Source organism: Sphingobium lactosutens DS20, assembly GCF_000445105.1.
Lineage (GTDB): Bacteria > Pseudomonadota > Alphaproteobacteria > Sphingomonadales > Sphingomonadaceae > Sphingobium > Sphingobium lactosutens.
The window spans coordinates 143,607-160,765 of sequence record NZ_ATDP01000107.1; the positions used below are offsets into that span (position 1 = coordinate 143,607).

At 61.1% G+C, this 17,159-nt stretch carries 16 protein-coding genes and 2 pseudogenes; 6 read left to right on the forward strand and 12 right to left on the reverse strand.

The features are described from left to right. Nucleotides 1-176: 176 nt before the first annotated feature. The 6 genes and pseudogenes from RLDS_RS50900 to RLDS_RS50920 form a co-directional block, all read left to right on the forward strand. Nucleotides 177-809, forward strand: a pseudogene (locus RLDS_RS50900) (TrbI/VirB10 family protein); the annotation flags it as partial. Further along, nucleotides 806-1,030, forward strand: a complete 225-nt coding sequence (locus tag RLDS_RS50905) for a DUF2274 domain-containing protein (RefSeq protein WP_021228159.1) — start codon at nt 806-808, stop codon at nt 1,028-1,030. The pseudogene RLDS_RS50900 and the gene RLDS_RS50905, both read left to right, overlap by 4 nt. 69 nt (nt 1,031-1,099) lie before the next feature. Then, a pseudogene (locus RLDS_RS55570) lies at nt 1,100-1,881 on the forward strand (IS5 family transposase). Between the two features lie 341 nt (nt 1,882-2,222). Next, a complete protein-coding gene (locus tag RLDS_RS56140; RefSeq protein WP_021228162.1) occupies nt 2,223-2,378 on the forward strand; it encodes a benenodin family lasso peptide in 156 nt (51 codons plus the stop codon). Between the two features lie 51 nt (nt 2,379-2,429). After that, on the forward strand, nt 2,430-3,074 hold the full coding sequence (locus RLDS_RS55575; RefSeq protein WP_084514978.1) for a lasso peptide biosynthesis B2 protein: 645 nt from the start codon (nt 2,430-2,432) through the stop codon (nt 3,072-3,074). Beyond that, on the forward strand, nt 3,074-4,822 hold the full coding sequence (locus RLDS_RS50920) for an asparagine synthase-related protein (RefSeq protein WP_021228164.1): 1,749 nt from the start codon (nt 3,074-3,076) through the stop codon (nt 4,820-4,822). The genes RLDS_RS55575 and RLDS_RS50920 overlap by 1 nt, the downstream gene beginning before the upstream one ends. Nucleotides 4,823-4,831: 9 nt before the next feature. Here RLDS_RS50920 and RLDS_RS50925 read toward each other — a convergent pair whose 3' ends face one another. From RLDS_RS50925 to RLDS_RS50980, 12 genes are all read right to left on the reverse strand, one after another. Then, a complete protein-coding gene (locus RLDS_RS50925; RefSeq protein ID WP_031298993.1) occupies nt 4,832-6,913 on the reverse strand; it encodes an Atxe2 family lasso peptide isopeptidase in 2,082 nt (693 codons plus the stop codon). Between the two features lie 3 nt (nt 6,914-6,916). Further along, nucleotides 6,917-9,511 (reverse strand): TonB-dependent receptor, encoded by a 2,595-nt coding sequence (locus tag RLDS_RS50930; RefSeq protein ID WP_031298995.1) that lies wholly within the window; start codon nt 9,509-9,511, stop codon nt 6,917-6,919. A 99-nt stretch (nt 9,512-9,610) separates the two neighbouring features. After that, nucleotides 9,611-10,699 (reverse strand): FecR family protein, encoded by a 1,089-nt coding sequence (locus RLDS_RS50935; RefSeq protein ID WP_021228167.1) that lies wholly within the window; start codon nt 10,697-10,699, stop codon nt 9,611-9,613. Continuing rightward, nucleotides 10,696-11,304 (reverse strand): sigma-70 family RNA polymerase sigma factor, encoded by a 609-nt coding sequence (locus tag RLDS_RS55580; RefSeq protein ID WP_031298997.1) that lies wholly within the window; start codon nt 11,302-11,304, stop codon nt 10,696-10,698. Before RLDS_RS55580 ends, RLDS_RS50935 begins: the two co-directional genes overlap by 4 nt. 283 nt (nt 11,305-11,587) lie before the next feature. Next, nucleotides 11,588-12,202 carry a GntR family transcriptional regulator gene (locus RLDS_RS50945; protein WP_236616923.1) on the reverse strand — a complete coding sequence of 205 codons (615 nt, stop codon included), beginning with the start codon at nt 12,200-12,202 and terminating at the stop codon, nt 11,588-11,590. Then, nucleotides 12,199-13,077: a phytanoyl-CoA dioxygenase family protein gene (locus RLDS_RS50950; RefSeq protein WP_021228170.1), complete on the reverse strand. Its 879-nt coding sequence runs from the start codon at nt 13,075-13,077 to the stop codon at nt 12,199-12,201. Before RLDS_RS50950 ends, RLDS_RS50945 begins: the two co-directional genes overlap by 4 nt. Then, nucleotides 13,074-13,703, reverse strand: a complete 630-nt coding sequence (locus RLDS_RS50955; RefSeq protein WP_021228171.1) for an acyl-homoserine-lactone synthase — start codon at nt 13,701-13,703, stop codon at nt 13,074-13,076. The genes RLDS_RS50950 and RLDS_RS50955 overlap by 4 nt, the downstream gene beginning before the upstream one ends. A gap of 90 nt (nt 13,704-13,793) precedes the next feature. Beyond that, complete coding sequence (locus RLDS_RS50960) at nt 13,794-14,519, reverse strand: helix-turn-helix transcriptional regulator (protein WP_236616924.1); 726 nt, start codon at nt 14,517-14,519, stop codon at nt 13,794-13,796. Nucleotides 14,520-14,672: 153 nt separating this feature from the next. Next, nucleotides 14,673-15,176, reverse strand: a complete 504-nt coding sequence (locus tag RLDS_RS50965; RefSeq protein WP_021228173.1) for a hypothetical protein — start codon at nt 15,174-15,176, stop codon at nt 14,673-14,675. Nucleotides 15,177-15,181: 5 nt separating this feature from the next. After that, nucleotides 15,182-15,517, reverse strand: coding sequence for a hypothetical protein (locus tag RLDS_RS50970; protein ID WP_021228174.1), 336 nt, complete (start codon nt 15,515-15,517; stop codon nt 15,182-15,184). Nucleotides 15,518-15,546: 29 nt separating this feature from the next. Continuing rightward, nucleotides 15,547-16,008 carry a helix-turn-helix transcriptional regulator gene (locus tag RLDS_RS50975; protein WP_021228175.1) on the reverse strand — a complete coding sequence of 154 codons (462 nt, stop codon included), beginning with the start codon at nt 16,006-16,008 and terminating at the stop codon, nt 15,547-15,549. 177 nt (nt 16,009-16,185) lie between these two features. Beyond that, nucleotides 16,186-17,097, reverse strand: a complete 912-nt coding sequence (locus RLDS_RS50980) for a LysR substrate-binding domain-containing protein (protein ID WP_021228176.1) — start codon at nt 17,095-17,097, stop codon at nt 16,186-16,188. Nucleotides 17,098-17,159: the final 62 nt, after the last annotated feature.

Genomic DNA, 17,159 nt, shown 5'->3' on the forward strand with positions numbered 1-17,159 from the left:
GGACAACCCAAGGAACGTCATAGGCATGATAGCCTGCAAAGCCGATCGGACCTTGTTCGCGGACACCATCAGGGCCAGCAGTCTACACCGACTGCATCAACAGGCCGGACAGACGACTGCACCCGACGGAACGTCAGATCATCACTTTATGCTTGCAACGCGGGAGCCATCCACAGAGGTCGTTCCTTCAGGTCAGGGCCAATCGCTCGACCGAAAGCCCCGAGCGAATTCTGTCGCCCAGCTCGGCCAACATTCTGCAAGCCGGGAGCATCATTCCGGCGGCGCTCATCACCGGCATCCGGTCGGACTTGCCGGGCCAGATCAGCGCGCAGGTTACGCAGAATGTCTATGACAGTCCGACCGGCCGCATCCTGCTGATCCCTCAAGGCTCCCGGCTGATCGGCGAATATGACAGCGAGGTCTCGGCAGGCCAAAACCGCGTGCTGCTCGCATGGGACAGGATCATCTTCCCGAATGGCCGTTCGATTCTCCTCGATCGTCAGCCCGGTGCCGATGGTGCCGGCATGGCGGGCTTGCAGGACCGCACCAACTATCATTGGGGCAACATGCTCCGCGCCGCTGCCATCTCGACCTTGCTCGGGGTTGGCGCAGAACTGGCGACGGGGAGCGACGACAGCCTGACCCGAGCGTTGCGCTCCGGCACACAGGATACCGTCAATCAGACCGGGCGCCAGCTCGTGCAGCGCGAGATGAATGTGCCACCGACCCTGACAATCCGGTCCGGCTATCCGATCCGGGTGTTCCTCACCCGAGATCTCGTGCTTGACCGAATGGAGAAACGACCATGACGAAGTTGCGGCTCGGCCCCATCGACGATGACAAACCCGTCAAGGTCCAGGTCGAGCTTCCCGGCTCGGTCCACCGTGATCTTCTGGCTTATGCAAAGGCCCATGCAGAGGAGACCGGCTTGGCACAGCCCTTGACCGTCGAGCGGCTCATCGCGCCGATGCTGGCGCGCTTCATGGCAACCGATCGCGGCTTTGCCCGGAAATCGCGAAACTCCAGCTAGGTCGCGTTGACAAAAGGGATTCCCAAATCAGCTTCCGTCTGATTCAAGGCTTTCTTTTGGAAGGCAGGCATGGATCGCGGGGACCTGAGCGACGCGGAATGGGAATTGATCGGGCCGCTGTTGCCGCCTGAGCGAGGCAGGCACGCGCGCCCTGCCGGAGACAACCGGCGCTACCTCAACGGAATGCTGCACGTCTTGCGGGTTGGCTGCCCCTGGCGGGACATGCATGAACGCTATGGGAAGTGGAACTCGGTCTACGTCCGCTTCCGCCGTTGGGCCGAGCAGAGCGTCTGGGATGCCATGCTGCAAACTCTGGTCGATCTGGGTCTGACCGACGACTGGCAGCACATGATCGACAGCACCACGGTTCGCGGCCATGTCTCGGCCGTGGGCGGAAAAGGGGGGCTTGTGCGCAGGCTTTTGGTCGATCACGCGGCGGCTTTACGTGCAAAGTCCACGCCCGCTGCGACAATCAAGGCCTCCCTCTCGGCTTCCACCTGACGGGCGGCGAGGCTTCCGATTACGGCGGTGTCGATAGCCTGATGGCCATGCCGGTGCCAAAGCCTGCGGCCTTGCTCGCCGACAAGGGCTACGATGGCGACCGCTTCCGCGAAGACCTGCTCCTGAATAACATCCTGCCGGTCATCCCGCCGCGGTCGAACCGCAAGGCACCACAGCATCCTGACTATCGACGCTATCGCGATCGCAACCGCGTCGAGCGCATGTTCGGCTTCCTCAAACAACAGCGCCGCATCGCAACACGCTTCGAGAAAACCGCGCTATCCTACCTCAGCTTCCTCAACCTCGCCGCAGCACGGCTATGGCTCAAGCATTTTGTCAACGCGACCTAATATCCAGATTGGTTGAGATTTTTGCTTGCGTGCCGATAGGGGCAGGCTCACATTTCTTTTCGCTCGGGAGTGATCTTGAGCGGTGACCGGGTGGCCGGCGCGCATGTCCAGGCCCCCGCTAAAGGCGCCGGCGCGTGCTTCCAACGCACGTTTTCACTGCTCGGTCACTCTTCTTACTTAACCACGCGATTACTCTCGTACTCCGAGAATTTCTGGGGCTTGTTCGCTCGCGAAGCCTGCCTTTAAGAAGGCTCTTCCGGACGATCGATTATAATCCGATTATAAAATAGATCAGTACAAATCACTGACTTAGCCTTCACAGGCGACAATGGAGTCGCGTCTTGCTGAAGGAGGTCACCATGACCGAACACAATGAAATGCTCGAAGACGAAGCCATCGAGCTGGGCATCGCCAGCGTCGAGACGAAAGGCAACGGCCTTCGCGTCATCGACGGCATCTCGACGCTGCAGCCGCTCGCCGGCATTTCCGACGACTGACGGTTCTGGCGCGTGTATTTCCGATACGCGCGCCAGTCCCCGGACAAACCCATGGAAAGCCCCCAAGAATCCACTCCTTTGGCATTCTGTGTCATCGATAATCGCGCGGTATTTCTAGACATTGATGGTGATCGCTATTTCTGCCTCCCGTCGAAGCTCAATCAGGCATTCTTGGATGGTCTCAGTCAACCGGTTGGATTGAAAGATGAAGCCCGCGAGCGTCTAGCCCAAGTTGGGGTTCTTACGGGGCCTTTTACCGAATCCTTCCCGAGCCAGCCTCGTGTCTGTTCACCCGCTCAAGATCTGAAACCCGGCAATCCGCGCAGATTCCTACTGTCGGCTGCGGTCGCGCAGAGCCGGATGCGGTTTCGTTTGCGCCGCTGGAGCTTCTCCAGGATCATCCAGGCGGAGCGGCGCCGACAAAAGACACATCGCAGCGGCGGCGAGCCCCTAGAAGCTTGTCAGCTTTACGGGTCTTTCCGCACTCTCACGCCATGGTTCGGGGAAGACGATCAGTGCCTCGCACGGGCGCTGGCCTTTCGAATGATCGCGATGAAACACGGCCATGACGCGTCGCTTGTCATTGGCGTGAAGCTCGATCCTTTCGCTGCCCACTGCTGGATTCAGGATGGTCCGCGTCTTCTCAACGATCGGCTCGAGAGGGTTCGGCTATTCACGCCGATCCTGGCACTCTGATGGCGTTGCGCTATCTCCTCCGCATCGGGCAGACTCCAAATTCGACACGCGCATTTTCGCCTGACTTTCTTGCCAAAAGCGGGCTTTCGATCCTCTATTCCGATCAGCGGACCGTGCTGGCTTGCAACCAGGAAGAATGCTGGAGTCGCTTTGCCGACGGCAATGGATTGGTCGTCGGAAGTATCTTCCGCAGGGACCGCTTCTCGCAATTTCCGGTCTCCGCGAACGGAGAAACGATCGCCATGGATGCGGACGTTCACGCCGTTCTGACGTCGCTTTGGGGCGCGTTTGTCGCGGTCATCTTGGGCGCGAGCAGTATCACGGTGACGCGCGATCCCTCGGGGCTCCTGCCGGCTTATTATGCCCGTTACGACGGTGATTGGTATTTCGCCTCCGACGTATCGGTGCTGGTCGAGGCCGGTATCATCGCGCCATCGGTCGATTGGGAAGGACTGGGCCGCGCGCTCTACGCCAACGAACTCCCCGAGGAACGAACCTCGCTCCTTGGCGTCCGTCAGCTCCTTCCTGGAATGGCAGTCGAATGTGCTGAGGATGGCGCACGGGCCAGTATGGTGTGGACACCCTGGACCCATGTCAATTCTAGGCCGCTCGACGACGAGCAGCTTCGCCGCCTGATCATATCCTGCCTACACGCGTGGGGATCGCGCTTCGATCGCGCACTGATCGGCGTCTCCGGTGGCCTCGATTCCTCTATCGCCGCCGCCGGGCTGCGCCGGTCGACGGAATTGCACGGGATCACCATTTCCACCCGCGATGCCCAAGGTGACGAAGCCCTTTATGCCCGTGCCTTGTGCGATCGGCTCGGCATAACGCTTGCGGAAGAATGTTATTCGCTCGATCGGGTCGATATCGAGCGATCCAGCTATGCCCATTGTCCTCGCCCCGGCGGACGCGCCCAGCTTCAGGCTTATGATGCGGCAATGCTGGACGTCGCCCACCGCTTGGGCACCGAGGCATTTTTCACCGGCGTAGGCGGCGACAATATATTTCAGTTCACGAAGTCAGCACGGCCACTGGTCGATCGCTATCTTGCCCAAGGCATCGGGCTTCATCTTTTCTCAACGCTGTCCGATATTTGCCGGCTCACCGGCGCAAATGCCTTCCGCGTCATTCGCGAGGCAGCAAAGGTTCCACGCAGCGGAACGCAGAAATATTTGTGGGTGCCTGATGAACGCTTCCTCTCGAAGGATGCGATCGCGGCCGCGGCAACCTCACGCTTGAGCCACCCGTGGCTCGAAGGACCGACAGACTCGCTTCCCGGCAAGGCCGCGCACATCGCGTTTCTGATCCGTACCCAACATTACATGGATGTGCACGATCGACGATGGCCGACGAGCACGCTGCACCCGCTCCTGTCGCTGCCGATCATCGAGGCGTGCCTCGCCATGCCGAGCTGGACCGCTTGTGCAGGAGGTGTCGATCGAGCTTATGCGCGCCGCTCTTTTGCGGCAGATCTCCCAACGGAAACCCTGACACGCAGCGTCAAAAACGGTCCCGACGGATTCGCGCACGCGATCATTCGACACCACCTCAGCCGCATCCGCGAACGGTTGCTCGATGGAGAGCTGGCCCAACGTAATATCCTTGATCGCGAAAAACTGGATGCGGCGCTTAAGGAACAGCAGATCGCAAGAGGAGATGATTACCCCCGCATCCTGTTGCTGCTCGATACCGAAGCTTGGGCCGAGGGCTGGAGCGCCGGTTCACCAGCGAGCCGTCAGACCTGAGCGCCCGTGCTATTGTATACTGGACATGGCTGCCCACCGTGCGGCTTCCGCCTTGCGACGCGGATCTTCCGGCATTGCGCCGCGAAGCCAGAACTCGAACCAGTCTATGCTGCGCTCATATGCAGCGAGCTTGTGCGCAGGCTGCCATTTGATGTGATGCTCATCGGGGAATATAAACAGATCGGCGGGTTTTCCGACCTCCTTGAGCGCCGTGTAGCTCTCCAGTGCTACCCGGAACTCCTCGTCCGACGTTTCGAACAGGATCGGAAACGCAACCCGCCTGGCATTTTTGGCGATCGACATCCGCGCCCAGAAAGCATCGTCCACGGCACTGACCCCAGGCCATCCGATGCGTCGATAAACATCGGCCATAGCCGGCCCTAGAATCGCAGTCTGCCCCGGCTCCCAGCAACAGCCACTAGCGATGCCGGCTGCGAAAAGGCGGCTGTTCAACGCGGCAAACTGCACGGTCGATGACCCATCGCTTAGCCCGGTGATACCTATTTTGGCGGGATCGGCGATTCCGCGGTCGATCAGCGTGCGAACCCCGTTTTCCACCACTGACAGCACGCTTCGGCGATCGGCAAAATCTTGAAGACCGATCCGGTCGACTTCCACATAGTCCCGTGGACGCGCGCGCGCACCAACGGGCTGCGGTCGCTGAACGCTCAGAACGGCAAAGCCGCGATTGGCGAAGGCCTGGATAGGGAATTCGTCGCCGGTCCCGCCACGAAGAAAGCCGCGCGACTGATACTGAACGACGACCGCGGGATATCGATGGCCGGCGCGATATCCTTCCGGGAACACGACATCACCGAAAGCTTCAAGTCCTGCGTCACTTTTGAGCGGAATGCGCTCAACCCGCCCTAATGTAAGCCGCTCAAACTCCGGATTAGGATCGACGATTGTTGTCATGGTCCCTGTATCCGTATCGATCACCACTAACCGACGCGACGTCACCGAAGTCTCGCGCAGACAGGCAAGATGCGTTTTTCGCAACGGCTGACAATCGATCAGAAAGTCACTTGTCTCGAATAACTTACGCACCGTCTGGGTCGCAGGCTTCCACTCATATGTCGCCATAATCGTGTCGGCCCAGCCCTCACGTCGCAGGAAGCGAACCGAGGACCGATCCGGCATCCAGACCGGACCGCTCGTGTTTGTGCAAGCAGCGGCGCTGCAGAACGAGACGGGGCCATTCGCACACCGGATTTCGAGACGGGTCTGTGGCGGAACACCCGTCGTGATTTCCCGGCGGTCGACCGAACAGCCCACACCTAACGCCCTCGGGTTCTGCGATCCTGCACCGATGGTCGAGATAGGCAGGCCACCGCCTCCCGCGATGGCGGTGCGCTGCCCCGAGCGCAGATCAACTTGGTAGCGTGTGAACGGCGGCGAGCGCGGGATTTTCGGACGGTCGGACAAGAACGGCATGAACCGATCGTCAAAATGATAGCCCGTCAACGCTTCGTGATCGCTTGCAGCCCTTGCTTCCACAACCCCTGATCGGACGCTGGCAGTCAGCGAACCCATGCCGTCGAGCGCGAATTCCTGCACATCCTGATCGAATGCGGTGACGGGGCGACTGCCGTTGCCCATGGCGTCGGCCCGCCAAACCTGGACAACACCATTATCGCGCTTGAGAAAATAGATCGCATTTCCGTCGGGCGACCATTGCGGCGTGATAATCGCTGGCACGCCAGTGCTGCGTCGCGGCTCGACCGTCGCATCCATCTCTTCCCGAATCAAGTCACCGCCGCGATCCACGAAAAGCGGCACAGCGCCGCTACCTATTCGCATAACCACCATGCCGAGGCAGAAGCTGTTGCGGTCGGGGTCGCCCTGCCGAACCTGAAAGGCGACAGATCGCTGATCCGGCGAGATCGCAAATATATGCTGTTCGGGAACAGCGTCGCCCAGCGATCCGATATCACGAAGGGTTACAAGGTCGCGCGGCGTCACGGCCGCGCGACCGGCTGGAACTTCGACCTTCGACCAATCCAGTCTTGAGCATGAATCCAAAGCCATCGCCGTGTGCGGGACCAGCGCCCACAAGCCGACGCAGAGGATAGAGCCCGCCCTCAGCCGCATGATCTACCAGCGCTTCGTGATGGTGGCGCTGATCACCCGACCGAGCGCCGGGTAGTTCGTGGAATCATAGGGCGGGTCGATCAGCGATGAGGTCCGGATTGTCTCCGGTTTCCGGTTAAAAAGGTTGGAGACCGCAAGCGTCAGGTCGGCACCCCGAAAGATGCCATCCGTTCCCGACACCTTGGCAACAAGGTCGGTCGATACGAATGAACTGATCCGAAGGTGGGGCTGCTGCCGGTTGTCGGTTACGCCACCAACATAGTTGAGGAACCCCGAGATCGTCACATTGCCCTGCTCGAACGTCGCGCCGCCGCGCGCGCGCCAATGCGGCGGATAGAAGATTACGCCGGCGGTCGGTGTCGTTGGTTGCCCCGCAAGCAGGCGACGATTGCTATCGATGTAGCTTCCGGCGGCATTGAGATCGAGCGCACCGCCCGCAGCGAGGTCGAACGCATATCGCGCGGAGAGGTCTATCCCCTGGATCGCCTGATAGGCAGTGTTCTGCGCGCGAGCGTCAACCACCGCATAGACCGTCGCAGGATCATAAGGCTGGCCAGTGAAATTCTGGAGACCGAAGGCTCCGGCAGCGGGCACGATCAACTGATCGAGCAATGCGGCGGATGGGAAATAGGTGATGAGGCTCGAATAAGTCGAACTGCTGAAAAGGCCGACCGTCGAGGTCAGCGGATTCACGACCCGATTGCGATATTTGATGTTGTAGTAATTCGCCTCGAACCGCAGTCCGGGAACGCTCGTGGGCGCGAAGGCAGCCGATACCGTCCATGTCGAAGCGCGCTCCGGTTTCAGATCAGGATTGCCGCCAGCGAGATAGAGCAAAACCTTGTCGCCGATCACCCCGTCCTGACCGAGGTCCGCCGCGCCGATCAACAGTGCCTGATAGACTTTGTATCGCTGGTAAAAGGTGGGCGCCTTGAAGGATTTCCCCCAGCTCCCCTTGATCGTCACCGATGGTGTCGGTCGGTAAACCACCCCAAGTTTCGGCGATGCGACATCGGCGAGGCCTTCGTATCGCTCGTAGCGCACCGCAGCGGAAAGCTGCAGCATATCAAAAAACGGCTGCCGATTCCCCTGCCCGAAAATCGGGACGGAGATTTCGCCGAAGGCATATTCGACATTCTCTCGATGATTGATGTTGAGAAGGTTGATCGTGGTCGCGCCGAATGCGATCGCCGACTTTGATCTCAACGAAAAGCCGCGATAGCCGCCGCCCACAGCTAGGCCGACATTGCCGCCGGGAAGCGAGAAAATTGTCCCGTCGCCGCGAAGCTCAACAGTGTACAGCCGATTATCGTAAAAAACATTCGATGTGGATGCGAGCGTGCCCGCCGCATAGGCGTTCCCTGGGGCGTTGGTCAGGCTGCGGCCATAGATGCCGGTAAGACTGACCTTCCAATCCGCCCCCACCAAGGCGTTGATCACCGGGCTGATCGAATAGCTCGTCACCCTTGGGAAGTAGATATTCCCGTTCGTCCGCGCGTCGGACGTGGCTGTCGTGGGGTTGGCGAAGCTGCTCTCACGACGACTATATTGCGCATCAAGTCCAAATTCGAAATTCGGCGAAAGCGTCTGATGCCCATTGAAGACCGCGCTATATTGCTTCTGATACGGGATCAGCGTTGACGAGCCATCGAGCGCTTGTGTGTAGGAGCGCTGCGCTGCCGTGACGGCCGTCGAACGGTTGAAGCCGCCCGCTAGCATGAAACCGCCCGATTCCCATTTCGAACCGGTGACAAGATCATATTGCTCGGTAAAAGCACCGCCATCGGTCGCGCCCCCGATCCGTGCCGAGGTGACCGCCCCTTCGAAATCCTTCCGCAGAATGACATTGGCAACCCCGCCAACCGCATCCGACCCGTAAAGCGCAGACGCGCCGTCCGGCACGATCTCGATCCGCTCCAGTGCGGCCAAGGGTATCGCGGAGATGTCGACGCCTTGTGCAGCGCCATCATAAGCGACGCGATGACCGTTGATGAGGGTCAGCGTTGCGTCGGGTCCAAGGCCACGAAGGTTGAGCGCGGAGGTCGCGCCGACATTCTCGCTGCCGCCCTGGACACCGCCCCCGACGATACCAGGATTCTGACCACCCCCGAAATTCTGCGGCAGGCTCCTGATGAACTCGCCGAGATTGGATTGCCCACTTTTTTCGATTTCCGAGCGACTGGCCGTAACGACGCTATTTACCGGCTCGCTCCTCCGGATACGTGTCCCCGTCACAACGATATCGTCGCCATCCGGGGGCGTGCTCAACGCGGCGCGCGCGGTCGCTCGCCCCCGGATGATGACAGCCCCCCTATCGAACCTCGCCTCGAGATTCGTGCCCTTCAGCAGCCGTTCGATCGCCTCGCGCGCGGTGAGCGATCCTCGCAGCGCTGGCGCCGCCTTGCCGTTCAGGTCGTCGGTTTGCGCGTATAATTCCCATCCGGCACGCGCAGCGATACTCCGCAGCGCGTCCCCCAGATCCTGCGATGGCATGTCGAACGGATAGGCTTGCCCGTCCTGCGCCCAGACCTGGGAAGGCACAATCATCCCCACCGTGCCGGCAAGCAGCGCCGCGATCACATACCGTCGTTTCCCCACTGTTCATCCTCCCAGGTCGCGAGCAGCTCGATCGGCTCGCTTGCTGGTAAGGAATTCGACGCGGCGCTTGATCGAGACCTTAGCGGCGCGGAAGGAATTTTATCTTCTGCTCAGGTGAATCCCGTCAGGTCTCTTCGAAACCTTCAAGGCGAACAGCTCCGCGATCCGCTTCACAAAGGCATCGGTGTCCGTGAGTTTGAAGCGGCCAGTGACCCCGCGCGCGGCAAGCACCGGATCGTCGATGACGAGCGGCGTCTTCGCGTAACGGTTCGCCTCGCTGATCAGGCCCGCCAGCGGAATCGTGCGATAGTCCACCCAGCCCTCGGTCCAGTTGCGGGTATCGGCTATCGGCGCCGCAACCGGCCTGGGCTCGAACGCGCCCGGCGGATAGGTGACGGGCTGATCGATCGTCAGCATCCGCGCGACGCTGTCTTTTCCTTCGTTGCCATCGCGCAAATCCGCCACACCGGCGCGAAGTTGAAGGTCCACATGGCGGTCGCGATCCACGGCAACGTCGAGCGTACCCTTTGATGTCACCACCTTTCCGGTGCCGGCCTCGATCGTAAACGGCCGGTCGTCGGCCTTGACAACAAAGCGCGCCCTCCCCTCCTCGATCAGCGCATGACGGCGAGCACGATCCATGATGATCTTTACGCGGCTATCAGTGTCGAGTGTCATGTTCGATCCATCCGCCAGGTCGAACGAGCGAATATCGCCATGCCCGGTTTGAAAGACTTCCGCTTTCGCCGGTGAGAAAAGGGACAGACTGTTCAAGGTCGGCGCGACGCCGACGGCAAAGGCCAACACGGCGGCGGAGGCCGCAGCCGCAACACCTATCCGCCATGCCCGGCGGGATCCGGATCGCACGGCGTCCTGCGGGCGGCCCATGCCTCCCGGCTCGGCGGTCCGCGCCGCTTCGATCGGGATGATATGAGCCGGCCGCCGATGGGAGCTGGGGAAGGATTGCCCGAGCGTCCGCTCGACCCGCGCACGAATGTCGTCCGACATCGGCGTGCTGAACATCACCGTCGCAAAAGCCTCGCGATTCTCCCGGCTTGTGCCGAACCACGCTTTCAGCGCCGTCAGGTCGGTTTCCGACGCATCATCGAGAAACCGGACAGTCCAGGCCGAGGCCTCTTTCACGGCCTTTGACGGTTCGATCCCGTCGGGCCACGGCTCGTCCGTCATCGATGGGCTTCCATCAGGGTTGCGACGAAGGCGATCGCGCGCATCATATGATATTCTACGGTCGCCACAGTGATCCCAAGTTCCTTGCTGATCTGCCGGTAGGTCAGATTCTCGACCCTGCTCATGAGGAATACGCGGCGCGTTTTTTCTGGCAAGCGATCAATCGCCTGCTCATAGGCCCGCTGAAGGTCAGACGCTTGGATCGCCATGTCCTGCTCAGGTTGGACCACCTCGTCGCGCGCTTCGTCGAGCGGAAACAGGATGACGTTGTTCGCGTGCCGGCGGCGCGCCCGATCAATCAGCAGATTGCGTGCGATCCGCGTCAGAAAGGCGGCGGGATTTGCGAGTACGCCCGCCTGGCGGCTACCGGCGGCGCGCGTGAACACCTCTTGGACGAGATCCGGCGCCTGGTCCGGCCCGGCCCGACGACCAAGATATCGAAGAAGCCGCCGTCGTTCGCTGCGAAACGCTTCTTCAAGCGTCGGCCCTGCGTCAGCGTCGCTATTCGGAACCGCTGCGCCATCGCTCACAGGGCCATGATGGCAGGCCGATGACACCGACAACGGATGTCGCACAACGGGGACTGGCGTGATTGACGATGACATCGGCGCGATCCGGACTGGCACGACAAACAGCGCCGGCTCCTGCCGACGTCTTCCTGTCCCAGTGCTGCGCCGCCGTCGGGTTCTTTGGTGGAAGCCCCCTGGACCGGTTCGGCCGCCGGGCCTTATGGACCGGCGTTCTTGATGCCTGGCGGGTGATCCCCTCGCGACCGAATGCCAGAATATTGAGCCGCGAGCGACAGAATGGCGCGACCGTTGCGGCAAGGCAATAGTTGATAACGACAACGTCCTCAAATCATGCCCGATTGCGCGCGCCTGACCCGTCTTACGTTGCCGAAGGCCCCTCTCGGGCCAGGCGGGCGATGACGGCGGCGCGGTCAGCACGCCGCCGATGATAATGGTCGATCGCGCGGCGCACGGTTCCCCGCAGCGCACCGCCCGCGAGTTGCTCGATTGCGTCAAGCTCATGTTCCACGTCACCGAGCGCCGCGCCTTCGTATCGACGAAACGACCCGAGACGGGCGGCCGCATTGCTCATCGCCCAATCCAGCTCACTATTGCCGGCGGTCGCGGCAATTGCCCCGAACAGCAATGCCGTCCGCTCACCGATACCGTCATGGTCCTGCGGCACCTCGATCCGGGGAAGCGGCCCGCGCCTATGACTCAGTGCCGCGAACAGCAGCATATGGTGCCACTGGAGCAGCGTGCGGAATTCGGTTTCGTCGAACCGCGGCACATGGAAGCCGTCTCCGGGCGTGGAATGCACCAATCGCTCGCCAACCAATCGATTGAGCGCATCGCGCACTGGCGTGATGCTGACGCCAAATTCGTCGGCAAGCCGAACGGCTTCAAGCCGCTGCCCTGATGGCGAAGCGCCGGTCAGTAACCGCCGCCGCAGCGCATCATAGGTCGGCTCAAGGACATGAGCCGGGCTCATCATGTCCTCGCTATCTCATCAACATAGGTGGCAATCATCGCCTCCTGATCGGGACGCAACGCATCGATCGCCCCGATGTGGCGGGGCACCTCATTGCGCAGCAGGATCGAGGGACATTGCCCTTCATAGTTGCCAAGGTTGGGACGGTGCTGGGCATAGCCCACCAGCGCGGAAAGTTCGGGTGAAAAGGCTCGCGCAATCTCCGGCGGATAGGCGAGCCATTGATTCTCATAGGGCTTGAGCCAGCCGAGGCAGTAGCCCACCACAATCCCGCGCCGCGGAAGATTGGTAAGATTGGCGCCGGCGCCGTGAGCGGTCGAGCCGAGAAAGCAGATCGCCGATCCCGGACCACACTCAGCCGCCACGGGCTCGCCGAGATCGGTTCGCGCCATCCCAGCCGCGCCGTGGCTATGGGGATAGATCAGTGTTGCGCCATTCTCTCGAGTAAACGGCGTCAGCGGCCAGATCACGTTGACGAGATATTCGTGGCCGCCCTTCGCCCCCTGCCACATATCATGATCGCGGTGCGGGAGTTGCCGTGCTTCGCCGGGTTGGATTTCAATCGCCTGGGCGACGTTGAGCTGGATCCGGTCGCATGCATCTCCCAGCACGGTTTCGACCGCATCAATGATCGTCGCGTTCATCACCAGCGCTGACATGTGCGTCGAATGCTTGAGCAAGCTCCCGAAACGCTTGGTCCGCTCCCCATAGAAAAGGCCCTGACACAGCGGTGTCACGGCGAACACGGGATCGAGATCAGCGTTGAGGGCTGTGACAACCAACTCCGGCAAGGCATCCGGGATGATGCAATAGCCATCCTGGAGAAGTTGGCGCGCCCACGCTTCAGGCGACCGCTGGGACGGGGTGTGCGCGTTCATTGCGTCTCTCCCCCGATCCGCGTCCGCACCAGCGCATGGTCCGCATCTGCTCCGATTCCACCAGCCCGCAGTCTTTCGGGCGTATCGGCCTCGATCAGAATATGAAGCGCGGTGAGGAAGCGCCCGCCGTGCCGCATCGGTTGGCCCAGAGCCTCGCATCTCCACCCGAACCGCCTGATCTGCTTGAACCATTCGACTTCCGCCACGCCGGTATAGGCGGTGATCCCGGTGGCCAGCGCATAGTCGGCAAGAGCAGTGACAAGTTGGTTGCGCGCCGCGCGGCGCTCGCCAGCACGTTGGTCGCGATCGAGACAGAAGCGCGTGATCTCGCGGATGGTCGGGCCGGCGGGCACCGGTCCCGCGCAAAGGTGCGCATAGAGATCGCCCAGCAGGTGCGGACGGTCGGTGCGAAGCAGGCGGGCCGAGGCGCGATGCTCCATGCTTCGCCCAAGCAGGATCAGATATTCGGCGTCGACATCGTCAAACTGATCGATCTCGAATTCGCCGGCAAGGACCGGCAGATCCCATTTGAGGAGATCGACAAACACCTCCTTGCGTGCCCGATACATCGCGCGCAGCGCCGCGCTTTCGTCGACCGCGAGGCAATCTCCATTTTCCTGTAACATGACGCTCTCCTGTGCGGGTCATTCCCGCGCACAGGAGAGCACCGGCGCCGACCGCCTGCCCATAACAAGAAAGGGGGATGGGCTTGCTCGTCACCGCCTTCGTTTTCGCCGCTCGCGCCAGCGAAAAATATCGGCGAAGCTGATCAGTCCGTCGAAGAGCGCACACAGGATGAGCGAAGCCCGTTTGTCCGCGTCATATCGGTCACGCGCCTCGCGGAGATGTTGCACGACGGTGTCGCGACTGATGCCGAGAATCCTGGATATCTCCCAATCGGTCTTGCCTCGCGCCGCCCACAACACGCAGTCCCGCTGGCGGTCGGTGAGTTTTGGCGGCTCGCTCCGCTCCTCATATCCGGACACATTGCGCGCGCTGGCGAGCGCGATCGCACCGAGGAGTTCGGCGCCAGGCAGCATCGCTTCGGGCAAATTTCTGTCTGTCCCGATCACAAAGCTGCAGGAACCCGTAATTTCGCCAGGCATGTGACGCGGCACAGTGTAGCCGTCAACGATGCCGTATTTGTGGCCCGCCTCGAATGTTCGTCGCTCGAAATCCGTAACCGGAATGAGGTGACGGATCCGCTGCCATTTGAAGCCGAGCAAACTCCGTTCCGCGGCCCGGCGGATCGGATCGGTCTCAGCAAGATTGAACCCGATATACATATCGGCCCAGCTCGCTGGATAATCATGAATCAGGACGGATGTGCCGAACGCGCTTCCGCAGCCGATCTCAAGCGACAGTGCGAAGCGATCGAAACCTAGATCGTGCGTCGTCTTCGCCAGCAACTCATGCAGTTCGTCGACCGAGTTTGCGGCCAAGATCAGCTCTCCAAGCGACTCAATTAGTTCAAAATACATGCTCCACTGCTACGGCCTCGAGCGCGTTTCCAACCCGCGAGGCTCTCGGCCCGCCTTTCCCTACGGCCGATCCGCAAGCGCAATTTTCACGTTGCAGGGCGGATCAGCACCTGGTTACACATTCGAATTGAGCTGACTGTGTTCGCGCAATTTTTCCTTGGCGAACCAGGCTCGGCGTGAGCCATTCTTCAGCACGTCGTCGGCGCCAGGCGGCATCCGCCAGGCCCCCAGAAGCAGAGCCCCAAGCGCGAGGTACGCATAAGCGCTTAGGCCCGAATGATAGGCGAAAAGCGAAACACCCGGCAGCAGCAGGGCCGCGACGGTCATGATCAGGTTGGCGAGCGCGAACCCGAACGCCCAGATTGGCCAGAATCTGGTGGTGCGGATCGCGAGCCAATAGAAACTGATCGCGACCACGACATCGATTCCGAGTACGATCGCTTCCGCCGGTGCATAATGGCGCCGATCGATGAGCTGCAATGCTCCAGTCGCGAACGACGCGGCGATGTTGATCGCCGCGCCGATGCGCTCGGGACGCCCGCCCCGCACCCATGCATATCCGCCTACACTCAGCAGAACGGCATTGTACGTCAATGCGAGCACCCAGCTCATGCTCATAGGCGTCAGGCCGCCATGCTTTCCTCAAGCATCCCTATGCTGGGCTTCGGCGCGCTGCCGCCCCAGGCGGTCACATCGAGCCCCAGGTCGCGACCGACAGATTCGGCGCTCGTATGCGCGCGAATCGCCATCTGGCTCTGGCTCTCCGCCAGAGCTGTCAGCGCGCCGATCGTCGCCTTAACGGTGCGATGCGACATCGCCGGCGACAGCTCATGCGCCTCGGTCGCGTCGAGCGTGGTCAACAAGAACTGGGCCGTATCGCGCGTCGCAAGATTGATCGAGCGCTCCGCCTGCCGCAACTCGGCGGCGATGACCCTGCTCGTTTTTACCAGATTTTCCATAAGCTACTCCCGTGGCGAAACACCGCCACTCATTGCGGGTTGATGCCGATCACCAACGAGAAGGCGACGATCACCATAGCGGCAACGGTCAGGGCGATCGGGGCGGCGATTGCGATGATCGCGCCCCAAGCCAGAACCTGCTTCCATGTCAGCGTGCTGTTCGCCTTCGCGCTGGTCGGCAAAGGCCATGGAAGCGGCCAAAACTCGGGGCGGGAAGGTGCAACGCTTGCAGGGTAGAATCTTTCTACCCCAGCCTCGAACTCCGCAAACATCCGTGCCGCTTCGAAACGACTGGTAGCGCCGAGCGTGTCCTTGGCCAAAAGCAGCTGCTTGTCGACGGCACGCGCACTGACGCCTTCGAGATGTGCGATCTCATCGGACGCGCGATGCTGAAAGACATGCCGAAGGTAAATGCGCTGCCTCTCGGACAGCTTTTCAAATGAGCCACCCGTCGTTTCATTCTTCCCTCGAAATGATTTCTGCCCGGACATCGGCTATCGCACAGGCAAGCTCAACGGGCACGGGGGCCAGCACGTAGGTCCTCCGCGAGAATCCCTCGCCGGGCTATCCGTCCTGCTCATTGACCTTTCCTCTCAGGTGGTGGGGTCTCCGGCGAGTGCCGCGGCGGTGGTGCAATCCAATCGGCCTCATCCTTCGACAGCCCTCTTTCAGCGCGGATTCGCCGGATCATGCGACACCGAGCTGGTGATCGCGGCCGAAAGCTCACGCTGGAGGCAATCGACTACCGATTGGATTTTCGGAAGAAGGTGGCGCCGCTGCGGGGTGACGGCCCAGACCGGCTCATCGGCAGGCCGATAGTCCTCGACAAGCAGCTCCACCATTCCCTGCTTGAGATAGGGCAGGATATAGAAATCGGGTAATTGGCAGATGCCCATCCCCGCGATGCAGGCTTCCATCACCGCATAGCCGTTGTTGCACTGAAACGGCCCTTGGGGCTGATGGATGATCTCGCGACCATCGCGTTTGAATTGCCAAACGGGATTGGTGCCGGCGATGCACTGATGTTGAGCGAAGTCTTCGACGGACGTCGGTCTGCCGGCCCGCGCCAGATAGCTTGGGGCGGCACATGTATAGAGCGTCCGGGTGGCAACCTGAGTCGCGATCAACCGGCTGTCCGCGACATGGCCGGTCCGTATCGCGAGATCATATCCCTCCGCAACAAGGTCGACGATTCGGTTGGTGAGGTCGATGACCACGCTCAGCTTGGGATGACGCATGGCGAAGCGCCGGATGATGGGCGCGACGAAACGCTCTCCCATTGCTGTCGAACAGGTGACTCTCAACTGTCCCTGTGGCTCGCCTTGCTCGCCGATGAGGGCGATGGCTTCGTCCCGCTCCTGGGCGATTCGGCTGCAATGCTCGAAAAACACCCGCCCCGAATCCGTAAGCCGGACCGTCCGCGTGGTGCGGTTGAAAAGCTGCGTTTGCACCCGCTGCTCAAGTGCGAGGACGGACCGACTCACATGCGTCGGCGACATCTTGATCGCCTGCGCACCGCGCGTGAACGAGCCAGCAGTGGCCACTGCAATGAACTCATCGATCCCATCCCACGACGACATATTATCCCTCTCAAGACATAGTGTATTGCGGAATATCTGTATTAAAACACCATTGGCATAAT